Raw genomic sequence first — 25,276 nt, 5'->3', positions numbered from 1 at the left:
CGGGCGTCAGGGCTCGTCGGGCCGCTCGGGCGGGTGCTGCGCCCTCGGCCGGGCGCGCAGGTGGGCGCGCTCGCCCTGCCGGCCGAACAGGCTGAGGAACTCGACCGGCTCGCTGTCGGCGGCCCCGAACCAGTGCGGCACCCGGGTGTCGAACTCGGCCGCCTCGCCGGGGGAGAGCTCCAGGTCCCGCTCGCCGAGGACCAGCCGCAGTTGGCCGTTCAGTACGTAGAGCCACTCGTAGCCCTCGTGGGTCTGCGGGTCCGGTTCCCGCCGGTGGCTGCCGGCCGGGATCACCAGCTTGTACGCCTGGATGCCGCCGGCCCGACGGGTCAGCGGCAGCATGGTCATGCCGTGCCGGCTGACCGGGCGCAGGTGAACGCGCGGGTCCCCGGTGGGCGGGGCGCCCACCAGGTCGTCGAGCGTCACGCCGTGCGCCCGGGCCAGCGGGAGCAGTTGCTCCAGGGCGGGCCGGCGGGTGCCGGACTCCAGCCGGGACAGGGTGCTGACCGAGATCCCGGTCGCCGCCGACAGGTCGGCCAGCGTGGTCTCGCGCTGCCGGCGCAGCGCGCGGAGCCGGGGGCCCACCCCGGCGAGCGCGTGGTCGAGGTCGTCGTCCATGCCACCAGCTTGCCAGAACGGCAACGATCTTTGCAGTTCTCGCGGCCGGGCGGGCACGGCGTGCCCGCCAGCCAGCCGCCCGCCCGGTCGCGTGTGTCGGTGCTTGGCCCGGCCGGGAACCTCCTACCATCACCGGATGGATGCGGACCGGACGCGGGTCGTGGTGGTCGGGGCGGGAATCGCCGGGGTGGCGTGCGCCACCGAGTTGCTCCGGGCGGGCGTACCGGTGCAGATCCGTGAGCGTGCCCGGGTGGCGGGTGGCCGGATGGCCAGCAGGCGGTTCGACGGGCGCCCGGCGGACATCGGCGCGGCGTACTTCACCGTCAGCGACCCGGACTTCGCCGAGGTGGTGCGCGGCTGGGCGGCCGACGGGCTGGCCCGGGAGTGGACCGACACCTTCGTCGCGTACTCCGCGCAGGGCCGGCGTGAGGTCCCCGGGCCGGTGCGCTGGGCGGCCCCGCGGGGGCTGCGGTCGCTGGTCGAGCACCTGGCCGCCGACCTGCCGGTGGTGGTCGACCGGCTGGTGCTCGGCGTCGAGCCCGGGCCGGCCGTGGACGGGTCGCCCTGCGCCGCCGTGGTGCTGGCCGTGCCCGGCCCGCAGGCGGCCCTGCTGCTCGATCCGGCGCTCGCGGCGGCCACCGCCGCCGTGCAGGCGCAGTGGTGGTCGCCGACGCTGAGCGCGGTGCTGCGCTTCCCGGCCCGGTCCTGGCCCGACTTCGCCGGCGCGTTCGTCAACGAGCATCCCCTGCTCACGCTCGTCTGCGACGACGGCGACCGGCGCGGCGACGGCGCACCGGTGCTGGTCGCGCACACCACGCCCACGTTCGCCGCCGGTCACCTCGCCCAGCCGACCGGGGCCCGCCCGGCCATCGAGCAGGCCGTCCGCGACCTGCTCGGCCTGCCCGAGCCCGCCGCGTTCGTGCACGTGCACCGCTGGACGTACGCCACGCCGACCGTGCCCGGCGGGGGCGGGACGTACCACCTGGACGCCGACGGCATCGGGCTGGCCGGCGACGCCTTCGGCAAGCCCCGGGTGCAGACCGCCTGGCGTTCGGGCCACGACCTCGGCCGCGCCCTGGCCGCCCGCCTGCACCCCTGACCCACCCCCCTCACCCTGGGGGGAGGTGGGGTCAGGCTGGGGACGGGGTGGGGGTGGGCTCGGGTGTCTCCTCGGTGCGTTCGCCCGCGCGGTCGAGGAGCTGCATCACCGGGGTGGCGGCCACCCCGTGCACCACCACCGAGACGATCACCACCAGCCCGACCGTGGCCCAGACCAGATCGGCCTGCGGGAAGTCCGCCTTCGTCGTGGCGTACGCCAGGTAGTAGAGCGAGCCGACGCCGCGGATGCCGAACAGCGAGATCACCCAGTGCTCCGCCGGCCGGCCCGGCGCGCCGCGCAGCGACAGCCACCCGGCCAGCGGCCGGACCACGAAGACCAGCGCCAGCCCGACCAGCGCGGCCGGCCAGGTCAGCGGGGCGAGCAGCCCGCCGACCACCGCGCCGCCGAAGAGCAGCAGCAGCAGGACGGTCAGCAGCCGCTCGATCTGCTCGGCGAAGGCGTGCAGCACCGAGTGGAACTCGTGGGTCCGCTCGGCCGACCGGATCGCCCGGGCGGCCACGAAGACGGCCAGGAAGCCGTAGCCGCCGACCACCTCGACCAGCCCGTACGTCAGGAACGTGGCGGCCAGCGCGAGGAAGCCCTCGGCGTGCCGGGCGAGCCGCAGCGTGCTCGGGGCGCGGAAGAACAGCTTGCCGAGCAGCCAGCCGACCAGCAGCCCGCCGCCGACGCCGACGGCCAGCTTGTACAGCACGTCGACGGTGAACCAGTCGGCGAACCAGTCCGCCGGGGCGAGGCTCGTGCCGGCGATCGCGATGGCCGCGTACACGAAGGGGAAGGCCAGGCCGTCGTTGAGACCGGCCTCCGAGGTCAGCGCGAAGCGCACCTCGTCCTCGGAGTCCTCCACGTCGGTCGGCTCGCCGACCTGCACGTCGGCGGCGAGCACCGGATCGGTCGGGGCCAGCGCCGCGCCCAGCAGCAGCGCGGCGGCGGGCACCAGGCCCGCCCACCACCAGCCGAGCAGCGCCACGGCCGCGATGCAGATCGGCATCGCGACCGCCAGCAGCCGCCAGGTGGACGACCACCTGGCCCAGCTCAACGGCCGGTCGATCTTGAGGCCCGCGCCCATCAGCGCGACGATCACGCCGATCTCGGTGAGGTGGGTGGCGATCTCGGGATACTCCAGCGGGTCCGGGCTGGGCAGCCCGGTGGGCAGGACGAAGATCAGCATGCCCAGGCCGAGGAACGCGATCGGCATCGACAACGGCCGGCGCTCCAGCAGCCGGGGGAGAATTCCGGCGAGCAGGGCGCCCAGCCCCACCACCGCGAACGCGACGTCTACCGGTTCCACCGCACCACCCCTCGACCTCGCCCACGGCCGCGGGCAGGTGGTGACGGACCTTGCCCCGTCGACGTTCGCGGTATGCGTGCCGCCCGCAACCGATCCGCCGCCTGCCCGCGGACTTCGCGGCGGTCAGCCCCGTGCGCAGGTGGTGACCCCACACCGACGATCTTGTTACGCTCCAGCGCACGTGCGAGGTCGTCCGGGGCGAGGCGCTCCCGGGCGGCCGTCACTCGACCTGATCAGGGAGGCGGCGCAGGCATGGACGTGACCGAGGCCCGATGGCGGTGCGACCCGGGATCGTGGCAGGCACTCGGGGAGTTCACCAGACGGCACTGATCCGAGGGCGTCGGCAAGTCTCGCAGCCCAGGGAGCTGCCGGCCCCGGCGCGGCGTCGACCTGGTCCACTCCAGGTCACTGACCCGGGGGCTCCCGTGCTTCGGACAGCGCGATGTGCGTGACCTGGAGTCGATCGTGTCGTCGGCGTCCGGCTAACCGGACGGGATGAGGATCTCGAACCAGACCGTCGAGCCGCGCACCGTCGGGTCGGTGCCCCAGGCGTCGCTGAGCTGCTCGATCAGGCCGAGCCCGCGGCCCCGGCTGCTCAACGTGTCGGTGCGGGCCCGGGTCACCGTCCCCCGGGTGCCGGAGTCGGCCACCGACACCAGCAGCCGCTCCGGGCTGAGGTCGATCTCGACCCGGGCGGCGGTGCCGGCGTGCAGCAGCGCGTTGGTGGTCAGCTCGCTGGTGCACAGCACCGCCGCACCGACCACCGCCTCGGGCACCTGCCAGTCGGTGAGCTGGGCGGTCATCCAGTGCCGCACCCGGCTCGGCGCGGTCGGCTCCGCCGGCACCTCCATGCTCGCCGAGCGGCTCGGGATCAGCGCGTGTTCGACCGCCAGCACGGCGACGTCGTCCTCGGTGGCGCCGCCGACGGCGGCGGTGGCGACCGCGCACAGCGCCCGTGGGTCGCCGCTGGCCGCGCCGGCCACGGCGCTGGCCAGGTCGTCCAGCCCGGCGGTGAGGCTCTGCCACCGCCGCTCCACGACCCCGTCGCTGAACAGCAGCAGGGTGTCCCCCGGGGCGAACGGGACCGTGGTGGTGCGCGGAGCGCAGCCCAGCCCGAGCGGGGCCCCGGGCGGCACGTCCAGGTACCGGGCCACCGGCTCGCCGTCGGGTGCGGCGCGGCGCACCAGCGGCGCGGGGTGCCCGGCGCTGGCCAGGGTGAGCCGCTCCCGCTGCGCGTCGACCACCCCGAACACCACGGTCACGAACAACTCGTGCGTGCCGGTCTCGGTGCCGAGGCTGCCCACCAGGCGGTCCAGCCCGGCGAGCACGGCGTCCGGCCGGGAGTCGGCCAGGGCCAGCGCGCGCAGCGCCGCCCGGACCTGGCCCATCCGCGCCGCCGCCTGCACGTCGTGCCCGGCCACGTCGCCGAGCACGATGCCCAGCTCGCCGGTGGGCAGCAGGAACGCGTCGTAGAAGTCCCCACCGGCGGCGTTGCCGTCGACGCCGGGGTCGTACCGGGCGGCGATCCGCAGCCGGGGCAGGTCCGGCAGGCGCTCGGGCAGCATGCTGCGTTGCAGGAGCTGGGCGGTGCCGTGCTGGGTCTCGAACCGGCGGGCGCGCTCGGCGGCCTGGCCGACCAGCTCGGCCGAGGCGGCCAGCAGGGCCCGTTCGGCGGCCGGCCACAGGTGGGCCGCGTGGTAGCCGACGGTCAGGCCGCCGCGCAGGACCGACGTCCGCAGCGGCTGGGCGGCCAGCGCCCGCACCTTCTGGTCGTGTCGGTCCACCGCGATGTCCCGCAGCGGCTGGCCGTCGCCGACGAACTGGGGCACGCCGCTGCGGGCGGCGACGACCAGCGGCCCGGGGGAGTCGGCGGGTGAACGCCGCCACAGCGGGGGCAGCCGCTCGTCGGCCTCGTCCAGCAGTTCACCGCGCACCCGCCGGACCGTGCGCCACCCCGCGCCGTCGTCCACGCCGAAGGTGACCCGGTCGGCGTCGAACGCGGTCAGCAGGTAGCGCAGGGCGACCCGGGCGACGTCGTCCAGGGTGAGGGTGCCGGCCAGCGCGGCGGCCACGTCGCTGAGGCTCTGCAACTGCTCGGTGACCTGGCTGGTCTCGGCGGCGACGGTCAGCGCCCCGACGATCCGCCCCGCGCTGTCCCGCACCGGGGAGCAGCCCCGGGTGAACACGGCCCGCTCGCGGGCGCCGGGGCGGAGCCGGTCGAAGGGGAGCACCGCCTCCTTCTCCAGGAACGACTCGCCGTGCCGGTAGGCGCGGTCGATCACGTCGCCGACGCCCGGCTCGGCCCACACGTCGGCGAACACCTCGGCCGCCGGCCGGCCGACCGCGCCGGGGTGGCGGTCGCCGATCAGCGCCGCGTACCCGTCGTTGTAGAGCAGCAGGAGGTCGTCGCCGTACGCGAGCGCCATCGGCACCGGCGAGGCGAGGATCAGATCCACCACCCCGCGCACCCCCGGATCCCAGCCCTGGGGCGGGCCGAGCGCCGTGTCGGCCCAGGGATGGCCGAGAACGACACCCACCGCTCCGGAGACACCCGTCTCCGCCGCGGCGCGCGTTGCTGGCGTGGGCACTCGCCCGACCGTGCCTGGCATGTCCGCAGCCTAGCCGGAGCGCCCGGCCGGAGGCCGGATCGCGTGCCCGGGTGGCGGCGCGCGCCCCGCCGCCGCCCGGCCCTGGTGGTCATCAATGCAGGTCAGGGCCGTTCTGGACGGAGATGTCGGGAAATTCTCTGCCGGTCTGGCGGCGTGCTGCCCGGCGGGACGGGTATGCCCGCGCCGAAGTCCATGCGACAGGAGGGACACCATGCAGAAAACCCTCGCGGTCGGGCAGGTAGACATCGGGGCCGCCCTGACTGATTTGTGGAGGTCGGTGTTGCTCTTCATCCCGAGGGCGATCGCGTTCATCGTGATCCTCGTGGTGGGGTGGCTCATCGCCAGAGCAGTGCTGAAGATCGTGGACACGGTACTGGAACGGGTGGGGTTCGACCGCGCGGTCGAACGGGGCGGCGTGAAGCGCGCACTGGAACGCACCAAGTACGACGCCAGCGACATCCTGGCGAGACTGGCGTACTACGCGGTCCTGCTGTTCACCCTGCAGTTCGCCTTCGGGGTGTGGGGGCCGAACGCGATCAGCGACCTGATCCGGGGGGTGGTCGCCTGGCTGCCGCGGGCGTTCATCGCGATCATCATCGTGGTGGTGGCCGCCGCGATCGCCAACGCGGTGCGCGACCTGGTCACCGGCTTCCTGGGCGGGCTGTCGTACGGCCGGGTGCTGGCCGACCTGACGGCGATCTTCATCCTGGCGCTGGGCGTGATCGCCGCGCTGAACCAGGTGGGCATCGCCACCACCGTCACCACGCCGGTGCTGATCGCGGTGCTCGCCACGGTGGCCGGCATCCTGATCATCGGTGTCGGCGGCGGTCTGGTGCGGCCGATGCAGAACCGCTGGGAGGGCTGGCTCGACCGGGCCGCCGAGGAGTCCCGGGCGCTGCGGGAGCACCGCCAGGCCCAGGCCGCCGGCAAGGGCGACGTCGAGCGGCGGATGGCCGACCGGTCGGGCGCCGAGCGCACCCAGGCCATGCCCCAGCCCGAGGGATCGATGACCGGCGCCCGCGGCGGGCAGGGCACGTACCGCTCCGGCGGTATGCCGGGCGACGAGACCCAGCAGTTCGGCCGCCCGGGTAGCTGACGGGAGGAGCACGGGGGGAGGGGGTCCGCGCGGGCCCCCTCCCCGCTCGCGTACGTCAGGGGGTGGGCCGCGCCGCCGGGCCGTTCTCCAGCGCGCGGGCCAGAGCGCAGACCGCCAGCAGCCGGGCCAGCGGCCAGTCGGGCTCCGACCAGTCCGTCGAACGGGTGGGCGGCTGCCAGCCGTGCGCCCGCGCCGCGTCCCGGACGCCCTCGGCGTACCCGGCGAGCGCGGCCGGGCTCAGCGGCCGGCGGTCGCCGCCGAGGCTGTCCCGGACGGCCGCGGCGTGCTGGTCGATCTCGGCGAGCAGCCCGGGCCGGGCCGCCGCCGCCGCGAGCCCGGCGGTGCCGATCGCGACGGTCAACCGGGCGAGGACGGTGTTGGCGGAGTCCGCGGCGGAACGGCTGACCACCTGGTTCGACGGCACACGCATGAGCAACGAGGCTAACCGGCTGGTAACCGGGGCGGAGTCGGCCGCTCGGCCGGTACCGGATCCTCCGCCCGACGGCCCGTACCCGGCCGTGAGGATTGACCCGGTCCCGACGGGGCAGAAGGGAGGACGCGCGTATCGCCGCGCGGTCGACACGGTGGAGGGACGGATGGGACACCGGGACGGACCCGACGAGCAGCACCGTCGCCCGCCGGGGGTGAGCGACGCCACCGTGGAGGCGCTGGGCAGGCTCAGCGAGGCGCTGGAGACCGTGGAGCGGGCCCGTGGGCACCTCTACTCGATGCACCAGCTCATCGGCCACGCCGACCTGATGCTCGACGACGCCGTGGCGAAGTTCCGCGCGGCCGGGCACGACGTGATCGCCGACCGGATCGCCACCGACCTGCTCGGCCGCAACGTGATCGCCGGACGGTGGACCTTCCAGGTCGTCGAGGACTTCGACGACGGGTACCACGCGCTGTTCCGGGACCTCGACCGCCAGGCCCGCGAGGAACTGGTCGGCGGCCGGCGGCACCTGTACGAGGCGGAGATGAAGGAGCGGCGGCGCACCCGGGGTCGGCCCGGGCACGAGGCGCGCCCGGGCTGCGGGGGCTGACCCCGCGCGCCCGGGCGTCGGGGACTAGTCGGAGGAGGTCGCGCCGGCGGGGCGCCGCCGCGAGGCGTCGTCCGCGATGATCACGGTGGCCACCATCAGGGCGACGCACAGGCTGAACAGCCAGGAGTCGTCGGTGGCGAACCTGGCGGCCACCGGCGCCTGGACGGCGGCGAGGAGGAAGCCGAGCCAGGCGAGGCGGCGCTGACGAACGGTGAGGAAGCCGGAGCCCTGTTGCATCCCGAAAGTCTTACGCGGCCCCCGCCGGTCGCCGTCACCCGATTGGCCGATTCTGGATGACCTGTCCGCTTTTTCGGCCATCCGTACGGTGCTTTTTGTCGGTTCGGGGGTAGCGGCCGACCCCCGAACCGGCCCCGCCCGCCGTCGGAAGCGGGGCGGGCGGGGCCGGGCGGGGCGGGTGTCACATGGTGTCCGGGCCGGTCCGACCCGTGGTCGACGCCCGGTACGCCCGGTCGGCGTCCGTGCGCTCGCGCTCCCGTTCGGCCGGCGCCGCGCCGCGGTCCACCGCCTCCGGGCCGTGCCCGAACGCGGCCTCCTCACCGGCGTCGTTGCCGGTCACGTCGTCGGACTGCCCGTCGAGCGTCGACCGGGCCACCGCCCGGTCCAGTTCCTCCAGGGGGAGCCGCTCCTCGTCGCGCCACACATGGCTGTCGTTGTCGGTCATGCTGTCGCGGTACCCGGGGTCGGTGATCGCAAACGGCCGCGCCGCCGCCGTACCCCGGACACGACGATGGCCGCCGGGGGCCGGCGGCCATCGTCAGGGCGTGCGCGGGGGATCAGGGCTGGGGACGGTCGATGGCACCCCGCCAGGCGCCGGTCTCCTGACCGCGCCGCTCGATGAACTGCTTGAACCGCTCCAGGTCGCCCTTGGCGCGGCGGTCGACGACGCCGAGCTTGTCGCCGGCCTGCTCCACCACCCCGTGCGGCTCGAACTCGAGCTGGAGGGTGACCCGGGTGTTGCCCCCGTCCAGGCGGTGGAAGGTCACCACGCCAGCCTGCTGGGTGCCGCCGGTGGACCGCCAGGCGACCCGCTCGTCGGGCAACTGCTCGGTGATCTCGGCGTCGAACTCGCGCTTGACCCCGGCGATCTCCACCGTCCAGTGGGTCTTCGTGTCGGAGATCTGCCGGACCTCCTGCACCCCCTCCATGAAGTGCGGGAACTCCTCGAACTGGGTCCACTGGTCGTACGCGGTCCGGATCGGCACGGACACGTCAACGTGTTCGGTGACGCCACTCATCGACAATCCTCCTCAGTGCGCCGGTGCTTGGTCCGGATCGTGGGCCGGTCCGGTCACCAGCGCGTCGTCTCGTTCTTGTGCCCGAGCGCGGCCCACACCTCGGAGACCGTCTGGTAACGGGTGTCCGGCGGCAGGCCCTCCAGGGCGGCGACGATGTCGTCGGGGGCGTCGTTGTCGCGCGCGTTCGCGACCAACGCGTCCCGTTCGCCGGGCAGGGCGGTCATCGTGATGAACCGCCCGAGCCGGCTGCGCGCCTCCACGTCGGAGGAACTCATCCCCTGCGGGGAGCCGGTGCGCAGCTCGCCGGCCGGCGCCGTGGTCGGCTCCGGCTGGTCCTCGCCTGCGGGCTCGGGCTGCCGGAACTCGTCAACCCGCGAGCCACCGGTCCCCGGGCCCTGAACCAGGCCGTTGACCTCCTGGCTCATCTGCTCGTCGACCCTCGGGCTGTGCTTGCTGCTGCCACGTTCCAAACGGTCCATGCCTTGTGCGCTACCCGAGGGGGCCGCCGGTAAACCGAAGGGGACGCCGGACGGGCGGAATGCGGCGACTCGTCACGAGGCGGCCGGTGACCGGGGCGGCAGCACCGGCTCGCCCGGGTCGGGACCGCCGGCCTGGATCTGCCGGCCGCGTTGCAGTTCGGCGTTGATCTGCACGCCTAGCATCAGCGCGCAGTTGGACAGGTAGAGCCAGACCAGGAACGCGATCACCGCGCCGAGGCTGCCGTAGGTGACGTCGTACGAGCCGAAGTTCGCCACGTACAGGCCGAAGCCGAAGGAGGCCAGCGCCCAGGACACCAGGGCCACCGCCCCGCCCGGGGTGAGCCAGCGGAACCGCGGCTGGCGCACGTTCGGGGCGATCCTGAACAGCAGCGACAGCAGCACCATCATCACCATGGCCAGCACCGGCCACTTCACGACGCTCCACATCGTCCGGGTCAGCCCGCCGGCGTTGACCAGGTCGCCTACCGCGTCGGTGACCGGGCCGCTGACGATCAGACCGGTGGCCACCACGGCCAGCAGCACCAGCGTCACGGCGGCCAGGCCGATCTGTAGCGGGCGTAGCTTCCAGACCGGCCGCCCCTCCCGCACCCCGTAGATCGCGTTGGAGGCCCGGGTGAACGCCCCGATGAACCCGGACGCCGACCAGAGCGCACCGAGCAGGCCGAAGCTGAGCAGCACCTTGGCGCCGCTCTGCTGGTCCACCACGCCCCGCACCACGCTGACGAAACCGTCGTTGCCGACCACCGACCCGGCCCCCACCTCCCGGGCCAGGTCGATCACGGTGTCCACCGTGCGCTCCCCGTCGGAGACCAGCCCGACCAGGGCGACCACCACGATGGTGGACGGGAACAGCGCGAGCACCCCGTAGTAGGTGAGCGCGGCGGCCCAGTCCGCGCAGTTGTCCTGCACGAAGTTCCGGCCGCTGCGCACCAGCACCCCGCGCCAGGTGTGCCAGCTCAGCTGGCGTACCCGCCGGGGCAGCCGCAGCGGCCCGCCGGGAGGAGCCGTGCCCGGTTGCGTCGTCGCTGTCATGACCGCCCCCTGCGCCCGGCGGCCCGGGTGATCCGCCCACCCGTCGCTCGCCTGGCCCAGCCGGTACCCGGAGCCGGAAATCGCCAAACCCGGCGCCCGGTTTGGCGGTGCGGCCCGGGGGAACGGTGGGAGTCAGCGATCCCGTCGACGCGGAGGAGGACGACATGCCCGGGCGCGAGGTACTGCCCAGCACGCTGCGGCGCTCCCCGGACAAGGCGCAGCGCACCTGGGAGAAGACGCACGACTCGGCGGTGGAGACGTACGGCGAGGGGGAACGGGCGCACCGTACCGCCTTCGCCGCCGTGAAACACAGGTTCGAGAAGGTGGGCGACCACTGGGAGCCCAAGGGTCGCAAGGGGCCCAGCGACCGCCAGGCGGCCGGTGGCGGCCCGGAGCGACGGGCCCCCACGGCGGGCGGGGTGGACGCCAACGCCACCAAGGACCACCTGATGACGGTGGCCCGCAAACTGGACGTCCCGGGCCGGTCCCGAATGACCAAGCCCGAACTGGTCAGGGCCATCGAGAAGGCCAACGACCGGCAGACCCGCCGGGCCCGCGGCGACTGACCGATCCGTCGATCATGGAGTCGTGCCGGGGTACGGAAGCCGCGAAGCGGCCGAACCACCCGGCACGACTCCATGATCGCGGGAGGGGTCACCAGTGCCCGCTGCCGGGGGCCTGGATGTGGACCGCCTTGGTGGCGGTGAACTCGTCTAGGAGTTCCGGGCCGTAGCCGTAGCCCCGGCCGCTGGCGCGGCGTGGCTGGGCGGCGCCGCCCGGAGCGCCGCCGAAGACGGCGTTGACCTTGACGGTGCCGACCGGGAGTTCCCGCCAGGCCCGCTGGGCGTGGCTCATCGACCCGGTGAGGACCGTGGCGGCCAGCCCGTACGGCGAGTCGGCGGCGCACCGCAGCGCCTCGCTGAACGAGTCCACCACGACCACCGGGGCGACCGGGCCGAACGTCTCCTCGCGGACCAGGGTCATGTCGTGCCGGCAGTCCGTGACCACGGTCGCCGGGTAGAACGCCCCCGGCCCGTCCGGCAGCGTGCCGCCGGCGCGGACCCGCGCCCCGTCGGCCACCGCCGCCGTCACCTGCCCGTGCACGTGGTCCCGGTGCCGCCGGTCGACCAGCGGCCCGAGTTCGGTCCCCGGGTCCCGGCCGGCACCCGCCCGCAGCGCCTCGGCCCGCCGCACCAGGGCGTCGACGAAGTCCTCGGCGACGTCGCGGTGCACGTAGATCCGCTCCACCGCGACGCAGATCTGCCCGGCGTTGGCGAACGCACCCAGCGCCGCCTGCTCCGCCGCCCAGACCGGGTCGACGCCGGCGTCGACGACCAGCGGGTCGCTGCCGCCGTTCTCCAGCAGCGCTTTCGCCCCGGTCCGGGCCGCCGCCGCGGCGATCGACCGGCCGGTGACGCTGGACCCGACGTGCGCCACCACGTCCACGTCGCTCGCGGCCAGCGCCGCACCGACCTCGCCACCCCCGGTGAGCAGCGACAGCACCCCGGGCGGCAGTGCGCCGTCCAGCGCCCGGGCCAGCAGCCACCCGGTCGCCGGGGTCCGCTCGCTCGGCTTGTGCAGCACCACGTTGCCGGTCACCAGGGCCGCGCCGAGCAGCCCGCAGGAGACTGCCACGGGGTCGTTCCACGGCGTGAGCGCGGCGACCACCCCGCGCGGCTGCGGCGTCATGAAGTCGATCGCCTGCCCGCCGCCGAGCAGGGTCCGCCCGCCGCGCACCGGGCCCAGCTCCGCGTACTGGCGCAGGGTGCCGACACCCGCCTCGACGCCGCCCCGGGCGTCCGTCAGGGGCTTGCCCATCTCGGCGGTGACCGCCGCGGCCAGCTCGTCCGTCGCGGCCTCGACCGCGTCCGCGGCCCGGTGCAGGGCCGCCGCCCGCTCGGCCGGAGCGGTCGCCGCCCACTCGGCCGCCACGCCCCGCGCGGCCTCCACCGCCTTGCCGACCTCGTCCGCCGTCGCCACCGGCACGGTGCTGACCGGCGAGCCGTCGGCCGGATCGTGGACGACCAACTCGCCGCCCGCGCCGCCCGCGCCCCACACTCCACCTATGAGCTGCGAAACCGTGTACATGCGGCGGTGGATGCCCCGGTCCCCCCGGCGCAAACGCGTTTTACCCGGTAACCGGCCGGGTAGCCGGATCGGATGATCTCGACCGGGGTGCAGACGGCGGACGCCGTGGTGGTCGGCGCGGGCCACAACGGCCTGGTGGCTGCCAACCTGCTGGCCGACGCGGGCTGGGACGTGCTGGTGCTGGAGGCGACCGGCGCGCCCGGCGGGGCGGTGCGCTCGGCCGAGGTGACCGCGCCCGGCTATCTCAGCGACCTGTACAGCGCCTTCTACCCCCTCGGGTACGCCTCCCCGGTGCTGGCCGGGCTGGACCTGGACCGGCACGGCCTGAGCTGGACCCACGCCCCCGACGTGCTGGCCCACCTGCTGCCCGACGGCCGGGCGGCGGTGCTGAACCGGGACCTCGACGCCACGGCGGCCTCGCTGGCTGCGTTCGCCCCCGCCGACGGCGAGCGCTGGCGCCGGGCGTACGCCGACTGGCTGGACGTCGCCGGGCCGATGCTGGAGTCCGTCACCACCCCGTTCCCGCCCGTGCGCGGCGGGCTCGCCCTGCTGCGCCGGCTCAGGGTGGGCGGGGCGCTGCGGCTGGCCCGCCGCCTCGTCGTGCCGGTGCGCAGGCTGGGCGAGGAGTTGTTCGACGGCGAGGGCGGCACCCTGCTGCTGGCCGGCTGTGCCCTGCACACCGACCTGGCGCCGGAGGAGGCCGGCTCCGGCGTGTACGGCTGGCTGCTGGCCATGCTCGGCCAGCAGGTCGGCTGGCCGGTGCCGGTCGGCGGGTCGCAGCGGATCACCGACGCGCTGGTGGACCGGCTCACCGCCCGGGGCGGGCGGATCCTCTACGCCGCCCGGGTGGACCGGGTGCTCACCGCCCGGGGCCGGGCGATGGGGGTACGCACCGTCGGCGGCACCGCCTGGCGGGCCCGCCGCGCGGTGCTGGCCGACGTCCCCGCCCCCGCGCTCTACCTGGACCTGGTCGGGCCGGCGACGCTGCCGCCCCGGCTGGTGGCGGACCTCGCGCACTTCCGGTGGGACGGCTCCACCCTGAAGGTCGACTGGGCGCTGTCCGGGCCGGTGCCGTGGGCCAACCCGGCGGTGGCCGCCGCCGGCACGGTGCACCTCGGCGCCGACCTCGACGGTCTGACCGGCTACGCCGCCGAACTGGCCCGGGGCGAGCTCCCCCGGGACCCGTTCCTGCTGACCGGGCAGATGAGCGTCGCCGACCCGAGCCACTCGCCGGCCGGGACCGAGTCGCTCTGGTCGTACACCCACCTGCCGTTCCGGCGGAACTGGCGGGCCGAGGACGTCGCCGCGCACGTCGACCGGATGGAGCAGGTGCTGGAGGCGGCGGCCCCCGGCTTCCGGGCCCGGATCGTCGGGCGGCACGTCGCCGGCCCGGCCGACCTGGAGCGGGGCGACTCGAGCCTGGTCGGCGGGGCGCTGGGCGGCGGCACCGCCGCGGCGTACCAGCAGCTCTTCCTGCGGCCGATCCCCGGCCTGGGTCGCGCGGACACCCCGGTCGACCGGCTGTACCTGGCCAGTTCCTCGGCCCACCCGGGCGGCGGGGTGCACGGCGCGCCGGGCGCGAACGCGGCCCGGGCGGCGCTGGCCCGCGACCGGGCGGTCACCGGCGGGCTCTACGCCGGGGTGATCGGCGCGGCCCACCGGGCGGTCTACCGCTGAGCCCGCCGACCTGCCGGTCCCGCCCGCCGACCCGCCGCTGAGCCCGCCGGCCCGTCGTCGAGCGCGGTCGACCGGGCGACGCGGCGGGGCGGGCCCGGGCGCGTCGGGCGCCCGGGCCGCGGGCGGTCAGCGCTCGATGTTGCGGTGCCGGGTGCGCAGCTTGAACGGCATCAGCGCGCTCTCGATCTTGGTGGCGGTGGTCATCTTCGAGTCGCCGTCGCGGCGCTCCTCGAAGCGGATCGGCACCTCCAGGATGGTGTGGCCGAGCTTCGTGGCCAGGTAGTGCATCTCCACCTGGAAGCTGTAGCCGTTCGACTGCACCCGGTCCAGGCCGATGTCCCGCAGCGCGTCGGCCTGCCAGATCTTGAAACCCGCCGTGAGGTCCCGGATGCGCACCCGCAGCAGCGTGTGCACGTAGAGGTTGGCCCAGCCGCTGAGCGCCCGGCGGTACAGCGGCCACGCCTCGTCGAGCTGGCCGCCGGGGACGTAGCGGGAGCCGATGACCACGCCCGCCCGGGTGGACAGCAGCGCCCCGAGCATGCCGGGCAGCGCCTCCGGCGGGTGGGACAGGTCGGCGTCCATCTGCGCCACGTACTCGGCGCCCCCGTCGAGCGCCCGGGTGATCCCGTCGACGTACGCCCGGCCGAGCCCTTCCTTGCCGGCCCGGTGCACCACCCGCACCCGGTCGGGGTGTTCGAGGGCCAGCTTGTCGGCCACCTCGCCGGTGCCGTCCGGCGAGTTGTCGTCGGCGACCAGCACCGTCAGGCCCGGCAGCGGCAGCGCGAGGAGCCGCTCGACCAGCACCGGCAGGTTGCCCGCCTCGTTGTAGGTGGGGACCACGACGGTCAGGCGCGCGTCCCGCCACGGCTCGGGCAACTGCACGGGTTCGATCATGACGGACATCCTCGGTTTGCCGACAGGTTCACCAGAGAGGGTAGCCAGTTGCCCGTCGCGTGTCGTAAAGGCTCCCCGTCCGGTACGAATGACGTGGTGTGTTCGCCGGCCCGGCAGTGACGTCCCCGGGCGATCAGCCCTCGGCCGGGCGCCCCGCTCGGCGTACGCCCGGCCGACCCCGGCGCTCGTCACGGCAGGTCACCGGCCCGCCTCCCCGCCCCGTCACCGGCCCGCCTTCTGCCGGGTCGCGATGTCGGCGAGCCGGCGCAGCGTCTCCCGGTTGCGCTGGTGCAGCACCAGGTCGTTGAGCTTGTTCCGGACCCAGCGCAGCGGGCCGGCGGCGAAGTCCTCGCCGATGCGGACCAGGGTGGCGTTCTCGCCGGCCGGTTCGAGGGTGAACACCACGGTCGCCTCGCCGGCCGGCCACAGCCCGGCCCGGAGCACCAGCCTGCGGGGCGGCTCGCAGGCCAGCACGGTCGAGGTGTCCTGGAGGGAGAACGGCCAGGGCCCGGCCTTGTGGTGCAGCCGGGCGCCGACCCGGGGCCAGGCGTCGTCGACGTCGCGCACGTGCACCGTGCCCACCACCCAGTCGCTGTACGTCCAGCCGTCCGCGAGGACGTCGAAGACCTGCTGCGGGGGTGCCTCGATCACTTCATCCACAGTCGCCACCGCCCTGCCGTACCCGGGTCCGAGGTGGGCTAACGACCCGAGCGGGTTAGCTTCTCCGGTGCGGCGGGTATCGCCGCACCGGAGCCGACGGACGTCCCGTCGCGTCCGGCCCGCCGCCGAAGGTGAGCGCCCGCGACGGCCGCCGGCCCGGAGGGCGGCGCGAGGGCTGGTCCGTCGCACGAGCGGCGCTACCGCGCCCGGGGACGACGTTTACTCCTCAGGGCGCAGGGAACCCGCCGCCCGTGCGACGGGACCAGTTGGAGCCGGATCGGCGCAGGTCAGCCCGGGTGGACCCGGGTGCTGGCCGGGGCCGGTCCGGCGGCGTCCTGTTCGACGCGGTGCTGCTCGACCGGGACGGGACCCTGGTCGAGGACGTGCCGTACAACGGGGATCCGGAGAAGGTGCGGCCGATGCCGGGGGCGCGGGAGGCCCTTGACCGGTTGCGGGCGGCGGGGCTGCGGCTGGGGGTGGTGACGAACCAGTCGGGCCTGGCGCGGGGCTGCTTCACCGCCGGACAACTGGGCCGGGTGCACGCGCGGATCGAGGAGCTGCTCGGCCCCTTCGACACCTGGCGGGTGTGCCCGCACGACGACGGGGCGGGGTGCGGGTGCCGTAAGCCGGCGGCGGGGCTGGTGCGCGCCGCCGCCGCCGACCTGGGCACGACGCCGGGACGCTGCGTGGTGGTGGGGGACATCGGCCGGGACATGACCGCCGCCCTCGCGGCGGGCGCGTCCGGGGTGTTGGTGCCGACGCCGGTGACCCGGGCCGAGGAGGTCGCCGCCGCCCCGCACACCGCCCCGACGCTGCCGGCCGCGGTGGAGGAGATCCTGCGCCGGCAGGCCGCCGTCGTCGCGGCCGTGCCGCGCACGGCGGGGACGGTGTTGGTGGTGCGCTCGGACTCGGCGGGGGACGTGCTGGTGACCGGGCCGGGGATCCGGGCGGTGGCGGCGCACGCGGAGCGGGTGGTGCTGTTGTGCGGGCCGCGGGGCCGGGCGGCGGCGGGGTTGTTGCCGGGGGTGGACGAGATCGTCGAGTGGCCCCTGGAGTGGATCGATCCGAAGCCGGCCGGGGTGGATCCGGAGCGGACCCGGCGGCTGGTGCGGCGGCTGGCGGCGGTGGGGGCCGACGAGGCGGTGATCTTCACCAGTTTCCACCAGTCGCCGCTGCCGCTGGCGTTGTTGCTGCGGCTGGCCGGGGTGCCCCGGATCGCCGCGATCAGCGACGACTACCCGGGCAGCCTGCTGGACGTGCGCCACCGCGTCCCGGTGGGAGCGCCGGAGCCGGAGCGGGCCCTGTCGTTGGCCGCCGCCGCCGGCCACGCCCTGCCCGCCGACGACGAACCCCGACTGCGCCTGCGCCGGGACGCGGTGCCGGCCGCGCCGTCGCGGCTCGGCCCGCCCGGGTACGTGGTCGTGCACCCCGGCTCGTCGGCCTCGGCCCGGGCCTGCCCGGCGGAGCTGGCCGCCCGGATCGTCCGGGTGCTCGCCGGCGCCGGTCACCGGGTGGTGGTCACCGGCGGGCCCGGCGAACGGGAACTGACCGCCCGGGTCGCCGCCGCCGGCGGCACCGACCTCGGGGGACGCACCGGACTCGCCGAGCTGGCCGGGATCATCGCCGGCGCCGGCGCCCTCGTCGTCGGCAACACCGGCCCCGCCCACCTCGCCGCCGCGCTCGGCACCCCCGTGGTCAGCCTGTTCGCCCCCACCGTTCCGTTCGGGCAGTGGGGGCCCTACCGGGTGCCGACCGTCCGCCTCGGCGACGCCGACGCGCCCTGCCGCGACACCCGCTCGGCGGGCTGCCCGGTCGCCGGGCACCCCTGCCTCGCCGGGGTCGACCCCGCCGCGGTCCTCGCCGCGGTCCGGCTCCTCGGCGTGCCCACCACGGGGGCCGCCCGCGCCGACGCCACGGCGGGTGCGGACGTCACGGCCGGTGCCGGCGGTGCGGCCGGCGCCGGTGGGCCGCCGGCGGTCGCCGTGCCGGCCGGTGGCGGGAGCGGCCGATGAACATCCTGGTCTGGCACGTGCACGGCTCCTGGGCCACGTCCTTCGTGCACGGCAGGCACCGCTACCTGGTGCCGGTCACCCCCGACCGGGGCCCCTACGGCCTCGGCCGGGCCCGCACCTACCCGTGGCCCGACGGGGCCGTCGAGGTCACCCCGGCCGAGCTGCGCGGGGCCGAGGTGGACGTGGTGATCCTCCAGCGCCCCGAGGAGTTCGACCTGGCCTCCGAGTGGCTCGGCCGCCGGGTCGGCCGGGACGTGCCGGCGGTCTACGTCGAGCACAACACCCCCAAGGGGGACGTGCCCAACAGCCGTCACCCGATGGCCGACCGCGACGACCTGCTGCTCGTCCACGTAACCGGATTCAACCAGCTCTTCTGGGACAACGGCGGCACCCGCAGCACCGTCGTCGAGCACGGCATCGTCGCCCCGAACGTCGAGTGGACCGGCGAACTCGACCGGCTCGCCGTCGTCATCAACGAGCCGGTACGCCGCTGGCGGGTCACCGGCACCGACCTGCTGCCCCGGTTCGCCGCCCTCGCCCCGCTGGACGTCTTCGGCATGGGGGTCGCCGGGCTCGCCGACCGGCTGGGGCTGCCCGCCGACCGGGTCGCCAGCCACGACGACGTGCCGCAGGACCGGATGCACGCCGAACTGGCCCGGCGGCGGGCCTACCTGCACCTGTGCCGGTGGACCTCGCTCGGGCTCAGCCTGATCGAGGCGATGGCCATCGGCATGCCGGTCGTCACGCTGGCCACCACCGAGGCGGTGGTGGCGGTGCCGCCGGAGGCCGGCGCGCTCTCCACCCGGGTCGACGACCTGCTGGCGGCGACCCGCCGGCTCCTCGACGACCCGTCGGCCGCCCGCCGCGCGGGCACGGCGGCCCGGCGGGCCGCCCGGGACCGTTACGGCCTGGACCGTTTCCTCGCTGACTGGGACCGGCTGCTGGAGGAGGAAGTATGCGCATCGCGATGATCTCGGAGCACGCCAGCCCGCTCGCCGTCCTCGGCGGCGAGGACGCCGGCGGCCAGAACACGCATGTCGCGGAGCTTTCCGCCGCGCTCGCCGCCGCCGGTCACGACGTGCGGGTGTACACCCGCCGGGACGCGGTGGACCTGCCGGTGACGGTCCGCAGCCCGGACGGGTACGACGTGGTGCACGTGCCGGCCGGGCCGGCCGAGCCGGTCGCCAAGGACGCGCTGCTGCCGCACATGCGGGCGTTCGGCCGCTGGCTGGTCGACCGGTGGCGCGCCGGGGACTGGACGCCCGAGGTGATCCATGCCCACTTCTGGATGAGCGGCCTGGCCGCGCTGGCCGCCGGCCGGCAGACCGGGGTGCCGGTGGTGCAGACGTACCACGCCCTCGGCGCGGTGAAGCGCCGCCACCAGGGCGTCCAGGACACCAGCCCGCCCCGCCGGATCGGTCACGAGCGGGAGCTGGGCCGGGCTGTCGACCGGGTGGTCGCCCAGTGCCAGGACGAGGTCGGCGAGCTGGTCCGGCTCGGGGTGCCCCGGTCGCGGATCACCGTCGTCCCGTCCGGGGTCAACCTCGGCACGTTCACGCCGCTCGGCCCGGCCGCCGCGCGGGGCCCGGGGCGCCGCATCCTCACCGTGGGCCGCCTGGTGGAGCGCAAGGGCTTCCAGGACGTGATCCGCGCGATGCCGCTGGTGCCGGACGCCGAGTGCGTGGTGGTGGGCGGCCCGCCGGAGGGGCTGCTGGAGACCGACCCGCACGCCCGCCGGCTGCGGGCCCTCGCCCAGTCCTGCGGGGTGGACGACCGGGTGACGCTGGTCGGGGCGGTGCCCCGCGAGGAGATGGGCCGCTGGTACCGCTCCGCCGACGTGCTGGTCGCCGCCCCCTGGTACGAGCCGTTCGGGCTGACCCCGCTGGAGGCGATGGCGTGCGGCGTGCCCGTGGTCGGCACGGCCGTCGGCGGGCTGACCGACACCGTGCTCGACGGGGTGACCGGCGACCTGGTGCCGGCCCGGGACCCGCGCGCGCTGGGCGCCGCGATCCGCCGCCTGCTCGACGACCGGATCCGGCGGTTCTCCTACGCCGGGGCGGCCCGCGACCGGGCCCGGCGCAGCTACTCCTGGGCCGCCACGGCCGAGCGGCTGGCCGACGTGTACGGCCAGGTGGCGGCGGTGCGCCGGCCCACCCGGGTGGTCGCCTGATGGCCGCCGCGCCGCCCGGTCCCGCCGGCCCGGCCGCCCCGTCGGTGCTCGACGGGCACCTGGCCAGCCTGGCCGCGGCCCTGCTGCCGTACCGCCGGTCGGAGGAGCTGCTGGCCCGGTGGGGCGGGGAGTTGGCGCACCGGCTCGCCGCGGGCGGCCGGTTGCTGGTGGCCGGCAACGGCGGCAGCGCCGCCGAGGCCCAGCACCTCACCGCCGAACTCGTCGGCAAGCTCCGCGACGACCGCCAGCCCCTCTCCGCCATCGCCCTGCACGCCGAGACCTCCGCCCTCACCGCCATCGCCAACGACTACGGCTACGACCACACCTTCGCCCGCCAGGTCCGCGCCCACGGCCGGCGGGACGACATCCTCCTGCTCATGTCCACCAGCGGCACCAGCACCAATCTCCTGACCGCCGCCCACACCGCCCGCGAGACCGGCCTGCTCTGCTGGGCCCTCACCGGCCCCACCCCCAACCCCCTCGCCGACGCCTGCCACGACGTCCTCGCCATCGACTCCCCCGACAGCCAGGTGGTCCAGGAGCTGCACCTGGTCTCCGTCCACGTGCTCTGCGAGTACGTCGACCGGGTGCTGCCCGCCGCCCTCGCGGTGGCCGGCGCGCGCGGCCCGGGCGGCGCGGAACCGGCGGCGGCTCCGTCCGGTGGGCCGGACCGGCCGGTGCGGGCCGGGGTCGAGGTGGTGCTGGACGGCGAGGCCGACCGGCAGGTCGAGACGGGCTGAGGAGGCGAGCTGATGGCGGGACCCGTGGTGGTGGTCGGTGACATCCTGCTCGACCGGGACGTCGAGGGGGTGGTGAACCGGCTCTGTCCGGACTCCCCGGTGCCGGTGCTCGACGAGTCGACGGCCGTGGACCGGCCCGGCGGCGCCGGCCTGGCGGCGGTCTTCGCCGCCGCGCTGGGCGCCGAGGTGGCCCTGGTGACCGCGCTCGCCGACGACGAGGGCGGGGCCCGGCTGAGCACGCTGCTCGCCGCGGCCGGGGTGCAGGTGTACGCGCTGCCGCTGCGCGGCGCCACCCCGGAGAAGATCCGGCTGCACGCCCGGGGCCGGGTGCTGCTGCGGCACGACCGGGGCGGGTCGGCCGGGGAGCCCGGCGAGCCGAGCGACGCCGCCCTGCGGTTGCTCGCCTCCGCGTCCGCCGTGCTGGTCAGCGACTACGGCCGGGGGGTGGCCCGACAGCCGGCCCTGCGCTGCGCGCTCGCGGCGACCCGCGCGCCCGTGGTGTGGGACCCGCACCCCCGAGGGCCGGCGGCGGTGCCGGGGGTGCATCTGGCCACCCCGAACGAGTCGGAGGTGCGCGATCTGGTGAAGACCGGGCCGGGCGCGTCCCGGCTGGCCACCGCGTCGAGGGGCGCGCAGGAACTGCGCCGGCGCTGGCGGGCCGGCGCGGTCACCGTCACCCTGGGCGGCGACGGCGCGCTGCTCTGCCACGCGGGGTCGACGCCGCTGGTGGTGCCCGCCCCGGCCAGCGCCGAGGGGGACACCTGCGGCGCGGGCGACCGGTTCGCCGCGACCGCCAGCATCGCCCTGTCCCGGGGCGCGCTGGTCTCCGAGGCGGTGCAGGCGGCGGTCACCGAGGCGTCGGCGTACGTCGCGGCCGGGGGAGTGGCCGCGGCCCTGCCGCCGCCGGCCCGGACGGCTTCGCTGACCGGGTCCCGCCGCGGCGGGGGCGACCGGGTCGGGGTGGGCGCCGCCGCCGGGGTGGTCGCCGCGGTCCGCGCGGCCGGCGGCACGGTCGTCGCCACCGGCGGGTGCTTCGACCTGCTGCACGCCGGGCACGTGGCCACCCTGGAGGCGGCCCGCCAGCTCGGTGACTGCCTGGTCGTCTGCCTCAACTCCGACGCCAGCGTGGCGGGGCTGAAGGGGCCGGACCGGCCGGTGGTGCCGCAGGGCGACCGCGGTCGGCTGCTGGCGGCACTGGGCTGCGTCGACGCGGTGCTGGTCTTCGACGAGCCCACCCCGCAGGCGGCCCTGACCTGGCTGCGTCCCGACATCTGGGTGAAGGGCGGCGACTACGCCACCGGCGGCGAGCCGGGGCTGCCCGAGGCGGAGCTGCTGGGCCGCTGGGGCGGGCACACGGTGGTCGTGCCGTACCTCGACGGGCGCTCCACCACCGACATGATCGCCGCCGCCCGCGCCGGCGGCGGGACGACCGGGTCCGGCGACCGGGTGCCCGGGCCGCCGCCAGGCGTCGCGGTGGGCGTGGATGGCGCGACGGCGAAGGGGGCACGATGACCGGCAACACTGTGGGGACGGGGCCGACCGTCCTGGTCACGGGCGGGTCGAGCGGGTTGGGGGCGGCCGTGGTGACGGCCGTGGCCCGGGCCGGCGGCCGGCCGCTGGTGCTGGACCGCGACGCCCCGGCCGACGGGGTGCCGTGGGTCGAGTGCGACCTGGCCGACACCCGGGCCGCCGAGGCGGCCACCCGGCGGCTCGCCGAACGCTCCGGGGGCCTCGACGCCGTGGTCACCGCCGCCGGCATCGACGTGCCCGGCCGGCTCGCCGACGTGCCCGGGCAGACCTGGGACCGGATCGTCGCCGTCGACCTGCTCGCCACCGCGGCGGTGATCCGGGCCGCCCTGCCCTGGCTGGAGGAGTCCCGGGGCAACGTCGTCACGGTCGCCTCCACCCTCGGCGTCAAGGCCGTCAGCGACGCCACCGCGTACTGCGCCGCGAAGTTCGGCGTGGTCGGCTTCACCCGCGCCCTCGCCGCCGAGCTGGCCGGCGCGGTCGGCGTCACCCTGCTCGTCCCCGGCGGGATGCGCACCGCCTTCTTCGACGACCGGGACGCGCAGTACCGGCCCGGCCCCGACGCCAACCTCAACGACCCCGCCGACACCGCCGCCGCGGTCATGTTCGCCCTGTCCCAGCCGCCCGGCAGCACCGTCCGCGAGCTGGTCGTCTGCGCCGAGCAGGAGTCGTCGTACCCGTGATCCTCGTGCTCCGGGCGCTCGGCGTCGGCGACCTCGCCACCGGGGTGCCGGCGCTGCGCGCCCTGCGCGCCGCGTACCCCGACCGGGAGCTGGCGCTGGCCGCGCCGCGCTGGCTGGCCCCCCTGGTCGACCTGGTCGGCGGCGTCGACCGCCTGGTGCCGGCGGACGGCCTGGGGAACCTGGGGTGGCCCGGCCCGCCGCCCGGGCTGGCGGTCAACCTGCACGGATGCGGCCCCCGGTCGCACCGCGTGCTGGCCGCCACCCGCCCCGGCCGGCTGCTCGCCTTCGCCAGTCCCGACGCCGGCCACGCCGACGGCCCCGACTGGCGGGCCGACGAGCACGAGATCGACCGGTGGTGCCGACTGCTCGGCTGGTACGGCGTCCCCGCCGACCGCACCGACCTCGCCCTGCGCCGTCCCGCCCCCGGCGGCATCCCGACCGGGGTGACGGTGGTGCACCCCGGCAGCAAGGTCCCGGCCAAGCGCTGGCCGGCCCGGCGGTTCGCGGCACTGGCCCGGGAGCTGACCGGCCGGGGGCACCGGGTGGTGGTCACCGGATCGGCGGGCGAGCGGGAACTGGCCGGGTGGGTGGCGTACCACGGTGGGCTGGCGCCGGACGCCGTGCTCGCCGGCCGGACGGACCTCGGCGACCTCGCCGCCCTCGTCGCCAGTGCCCGCCTGGTGGTCAGCGGGGACACCGGCGTCGCGCACCTCGCCACCGGGTACGGCACCGCGTCGGTGGTGCTCTTCGGTCCCGTCCCGCCGGCGCGGTGGGGGCCGCCGCCGGACCGCCCGTGGCACCGGGTGCTCTGGCACGGCGACGGTGCCCGGCCCCACCGGCCCCACCGGCCCGCCGCCCGGCCACCCGGAGCGCGGGGCGATTGGCCCGGGTACGACGGGGTAACAACCGATTCGACACTGTCGGCCGTCGGCCTCGACGAGGTGCTGGCGGCCGTGGACGACGCGGAACGGGCGGTGCGGGTCTCCGGTGCGGTTACGGCGTAGCGATCCGGCTGGGCCGGGGTACGGCCGCCGGCGAAGCGGCAGAGGTTGGACGTTCCTCGACCCGAGGGGCGAGCCGGTCCGCGACTCCGGCGAGCTGCCCCGGCTGCGGGACCTGGTGATCCCGCCGGCCTGGCGGGACGTCTGGATCTCGCCGCACCACAACGGGCACATCCAGGCCACCGGGATCGACGCGGCCGGCCGCAAGCAGTACCTCTACCACCCGCAGTGGCGGCGCAACCGGGACGAGGCGAAGTTCGACCACGTGCTGGAGGTCGCCCACCGGCTCCCGGTGCTGCGCGAGCGGGTGCGATGTGACCTGTCCGGCCGGGGGCTGAACCGGGACCGGGTGCTCGCCACGGTCGCCTGCCTGCTCGACATGGGAATGTTCCGGGTCGGTAGCGACCAGTACGCGGTCGGCGACGACGCCACCTTCGGGGTCGCCACGCTGCGCCCCGAGCACGCCCGCAGCCGGCAGGGCTGCGTGGTGTTCGAGTTCCCCGCCAAGGGCGGCATCGACCAGGTGCGGCGGATCGAGGACCCGGAGCTGTGCCGGGTGCTGACCAACCTGCGCCGCCAGCGCCGCCGGGCCGAGCGGTTGTTCGGCTACTGGGACGGCCGGGACTGGCGGGACGTGCGCGCCGACGAGGTCAACGAGTACCTGCGCGCCGCCAGCGGCGGCGAGATGACCGCGAAGGACTTCCGCACCTGGCACGCCACCGTGCTGGCGGCCACCGAGCTGGCCACCCACGGGCCGGCCCGGTCCGCGACGGCCCGCAGGCGGGCGGTGGCGGCGGTGATGCGCGAGGTCGCCGAGCTGCTCGGCAACACCGCCACCGTGGCCCGGACCTCCTACGTGGACCCGCGCGTGGTCGACCTGTTCCACGACGGGGTGGTCGCCCCGGTGGAGCCGGGCGCGCCCCGGGCGGAGGCGGAGCGGCGGGTGCTGGAACTGCTGGAGGAAGCCTGACCGGCCCCGCCGACGGTCCTGGGGGGAGAGCGACGGGGCCGGGGCCGGGGCCGGCGGCGACCGACGCACGGGATCGTCGCGTCGCGCGGCTGGGGACGCGGCCGGACGGCACCGGGCGACCGCCCGCGACGGTCGGTCGCGGGCGCCTCGCCACGGCCCCCCGATACGTGTGGGCCGCCGCGCCGGTCGTCCCGTTCGCCGGCCCGCCCCCAGTATCGGTGGGCGGCGGCGGGACGGAGTTGACAGTGGACGCCGGGCGGTTGACGATCCGTGCCGTCGAGGGCGGTGCGCC

Annotated in this window: 24 protein-coding genes and 1 pseudogene; 13 read left to right on the top strand and 12 right to left on the bottom strand. The window is 76.1% G+C overall.

What is annotated here, in order from left to right:
• Window positions 1-6: 6 nt before the first annotated feature.
• Window positions 7-618 (bottom strand): helix-turn-helix domain-containing protein, encoded by a 612-nt coding sequence (locus tag C5N14_RS18650; protein ID WP_117669390.1) that lies wholly within the window; start codon window positions 616-618, stop codon window positions 7-9.
• Between the two features lie 136 nt (window positions 619-754).
• On the opposite strand from C5N14_RS18650, the gene C5N14_RS18645 reads away from it, so the two are divergent.
• The gene (locus C5N14_RS18645) at window positions 755-1,717 is read left to right on the top strand and encodes an NAD(P)/FAD-dependent oxidoreductase (protein ID WP_117669389.1); all 963 of its coding nucleotides are present in this window, start codon (window positions 755-757) and stop codon (window positions 1,715-1,717) included.
• Between the two features lie 31 nt (window positions 1,718-1,748).
• Here C5N14_RS18645 and C5N14_RS18640 read toward each other — a convergent pair whose 3' ends face one another.
• Window positions 1,749-3,026 (bottom strand): sodium:proton antiporter, encoded by a 1,278-nt coding sequence (locus tag C5N14_RS18640; protein ID WP_117669388.1) that lies wholly within the window; start codon window positions 3,024-3,026, stop codon window positions 1,749-1,751.
• 482 nt (window positions 3,027-3,508) lie between these two features.
• On the bottom strand, window positions 3,509-5,635 hold the full coding sequence (locus tag C5N14_RS18635) for a SpoIIE family protein phosphatase (RefSeq protein ID WP_117669387.1): 2,127 nt from the start codon (window positions 5,633-5,635) through the stop codon (window positions 3,509-3,511).
• A 211-nt stretch (window positions 5,636-5,846) separates the two neighbouring features.
• Between C5N14_RS18635 and C5N14_RS18630 the strand changes: the two genes are divergently transcribed.
• A complete protein-coding gene (locus tag C5N14_RS18630; RefSeq protein WP_117669386.1) occupies window positions 5,847-6,731 on the top strand; it encodes a hypothetical protein in 885 nt (294 codons plus the stop codon).
• A gap of 55 nt (window positions 6,732-6,786) precedes the next feature.
• On the opposite strand, the gene C5N14_RS18625 is transcribed toward C5N14_RS18630, so the two are convergent.
• Entirely contained in the window at window positions 6,787-7,161 is a 375-nt protein-coding gene (locus C5N14_RS18625) for a DUF6401 family natural product biosynthesis protein (protein ID WP_117669385.1), read from the bottom strand.
• Between the two features lie 166 nt (window positions 7,162-7,327).
• Between C5N14_RS18625 and C5N14_RS18620 the strand changes: the two genes are divergently transcribed.
• On the top strand, window positions 7,328-7,774 hold the full coding sequence (locus C5N14_RS18620) for a hypothetical protein (RefSeq protein ID WP_117669384.1): 447 nt from the start codon (window positions 7,328-7,330) through the stop codon (window positions 7,772-7,774).
• Between the two features lie 24 nt (window positions 7,775-7,798).
• Here C5N14_RS18620 and C5N14_RS18615 read toward each other — a convergent pair whose 3' ends face one another.
• The 5 genes from C5N14_RS18615 to C5N14_RS18595 form a co-directional block, all read right to left on the bottom strand.
• Window positions 7,799-8,011 carry a hypothetical protein gene (locus tag C5N14_RS18615; RefSeq protein ID WP_117669383.1) on the bottom strand — a complete coding sequence of 71 codons (213 nt, stop codon included), beginning with the start codon at window positions 8,009-8,011 and terminating at the stop codon, window positions 7,799-7,801.
• Window positions 8,012-8,192: 181 nt separating this feature from the next.
• Window positions 8,193-8,456, bottom strand: a complete 264-nt coding sequence (locus tag C5N14_RS18610) for a hypothetical protein (RefSeq protein WP_117669382.1) — start codon at window positions 8,454-8,456, stop codon at window positions 8,193-8,195.
• A 112-nt stretch (window positions 8,457-8,568) separates the two neighbouring features.
• Window positions 8,569-9,030 carry an SRPBCC family protein gene (locus tag C5N14_RS18605; RefSeq protein ID WP_117669381.1) on the bottom strand — a complete coding sequence of 154 codons (462 nt, stop codon included), beginning with the start codon at window positions 9,028-9,030 and terminating at the stop codon, window positions 8,569-8,571.
• Window positions 9,031-9,083: 53 nt separating this feature from the next.
• Entirely contained in the window at window positions 9,084-9,500 is a 417-nt protein-coding gene (locus C5N14_RS18600; protein ID WP_117669380.1) for a DUF2795 domain-containing protein, read from the bottom strand.
• 81 nt (window positions 9,501-9,581) lie between these two features.
• Window positions 9,582-10,562: a YihY/virulence factor BrkB family protein gene (locus C5N14_RS18595; protein WP_117669379.1), complete on the bottom strand. Its 981-nt coding sequence runs from the start codon at window positions 10,560-10,562 to the stop codon at window positions 9,582-9,584.
• Between the two features lie 164 nt (window positions 10,563-10,726).
• On the opposite strand from C5N14_RS18595, the gene C5N14_RS18590 reads away from it, so the two are divergent.
• Entirely contained in the window at window positions 10,727-11,128 is a 402-nt protein-coding gene (locus C5N14_RS18590; protein ID WP_117669552.1) for a ChaB family protein, read from the top strand.
• A gap of 88 nt (window positions 11,129-11,216) precedes the next feature.
• Here C5N14_RS18590 and C5N14_RS18585 read toward each other — a convergent pair whose 3' ends face one another.
• Window positions 11,217-12,650 carry an aldehyde dehydrogenase gene (locus C5N14_RS18585; protein ID WP_117669378.1) on the bottom strand — a complete coding sequence of 478 codons (1,434 nt, stop codon included), beginning with the start codon at window positions 12,648-12,650 and terminating at the stop codon, window positions 11,217-11,219.
• A 72-nt stretch (window positions 12,651-12,722) separates the two neighbouring features.
• Between C5N14_RS18585 and C5N14_RS18580 the strand changes: the two genes are divergently transcribed.
• A complete protein-coding gene (locus C5N14_RS18580) occupies window positions 12,723-14,327 on the top strand; it encodes an NAD(P)/FAD-dependent oxidoreductase (protein ID WP_117669377.1) in 1,605 nt (534 codons plus the stop codon).
• Window positions 14,328-14,453: 126 nt separating this feature from the next.
• Here C5N14_RS18580 and C5N14_RS18575 read toward each other — a convergent pair whose 3' ends face one another.
• Window positions 14,454-15,221, bottom strand: coding sequence for a polyprenol monophosphomannose synthase (locus tag C5N14_RS18575; RefSeq protein ID WP_117669376.1), 768 nt, complete (start codon window positions 15,219-15,221; stop codon window positions 14,454-14,456).
• 222 nt (window positions 15,222-15,443) lie between these two features.
• Window positions 15,444-15,890: an SRPBCC family protein gene (locus C5N14_RS18570; RefSeq protein ID WP_117669375.1), complete on the bottom strand. Its 447-nt coding sequence runs from the start codon at window positions 15,888-15,890 to the stop codon at window positions 15,444-15,446.
• 287 nt (window positions 15,891-16,177) lie between these two features.
• Here C5N14_RS18570 and C5N14_RS18565 point away from each other — a divergent pair.
• From C5N14_RS18565 to C5N14_RS18530, 8 genes and pseudogenes are all read left to right on the top strand, one after another.
• A pseudogene (locus C5N14_RS18565) lies at window positions 16,178-17,806 on the top strand (HAD-IIIA family hydrolase); the annotation flags it as partial.
• A gap of 83 nt (window positions 17,807-17,889) precedes the next feature.
• Window positions 17,890-18,864, top strand: a complete 975-nt coding sequence (locus C5N14_RS18560; protein WP_117669373.1) for a glycosyltransferase — start codon at window positions 17,890-17,892, stop codon at window positions 18,862-18,864.
• Window positions 18,849-20,063 carry a glycosyltransferase gene (locus C5N14_RS18555; protein ID WP_117669372.1) on the top strand — a complete coding sequence of 405 codons (1,215 nt, stop codon included), beginning with the start codon at window positions 18,849-18,851 and terminating at the stop codon, window positions 20,061-20,063. Before C5N14_RS18560 ends, C5N14_RS18555 begins: the two co-directional genes overlap by 16 nt.
• Window positions 20,063-20,803: an SIS domain-containing protein gene (locus tag C5N14_RS18550; RefSeq protein WP_117669371.1), complete on the top strand. Its 741-nt coding sequence runs from the start codon at window positions 20,063-20,065 to the stop codon at window positions 20,801-20,803. The genes C5N14_RS18555 and C5N14_RS18550 overlap by 1 nt, the downstream gene beginning before the upstream one ends.
• 12 nt (window positions 20,804-20,815) lie before the next feature.
• Complete coding sequence (locus tag C5N14_RS18545; RefSeq protein WP_117669370.1) at window positions 20,816-22,315, top strand: PfkB family carbohydrate kinase; 1,500 nt, start codon at window positions 20,816-20,818, stop codon at window positions 22,313-22,315.
• Window positions 22,316-22,326: 11 nt separating this feature from the next.
• Window positions 22,327-23,013, top strand: a complete 687-nt coding sequence (locus C5N14_RS18540) for an SDR family oxidoreductase (RefSeq protein WP_117669551.1) — start codon at window positions 22,327-22,329, stop codon at window positions 23,011-23,013.
• Entirely contained in the window at window positions 23,010-24,017 is a 1,008-nt protein-coding gene (locus C5N14_RS18535; RefSeq protein WP_117669369.1) for a glycosyltransferase family 9 protein, read from the top strand. Before C5N14_RS18540 ends, C5N14_RS18535 begins: the two co-directional genes overlap by 4 nt.
• Window positions 24,001-24,984, top strand: a complete 984-nt coding sequence (locus C5N14_RS18530; RefSeq protein WP_117669368.1) for a DNA topoisomerase IB — start codon at window positions 24,001-24,003, stop codon at window positions 24,982-24,984. Before C5N14_RS18535 ends, C5N14_RS18530 begins: the two co-directional genes overlap by 17 nt.
• Window positions 24,985-25,276: the final 292 nt, after the last annotated feature.

It is taken from the genome of Micromonospora sp. MW-13, assembly GCF_003434305.1.
Classification (GTDB): Bacteria; Actinomycetota; Actinomycetes; order Mycobacteriales; family Micromonosporaceae; genus Micromonospora.
The sequence above is the reverse complement of the archived record's forward strand: the minus strand, read 5'-3'. Positions and strand labels throughout refer to the sequence as shown.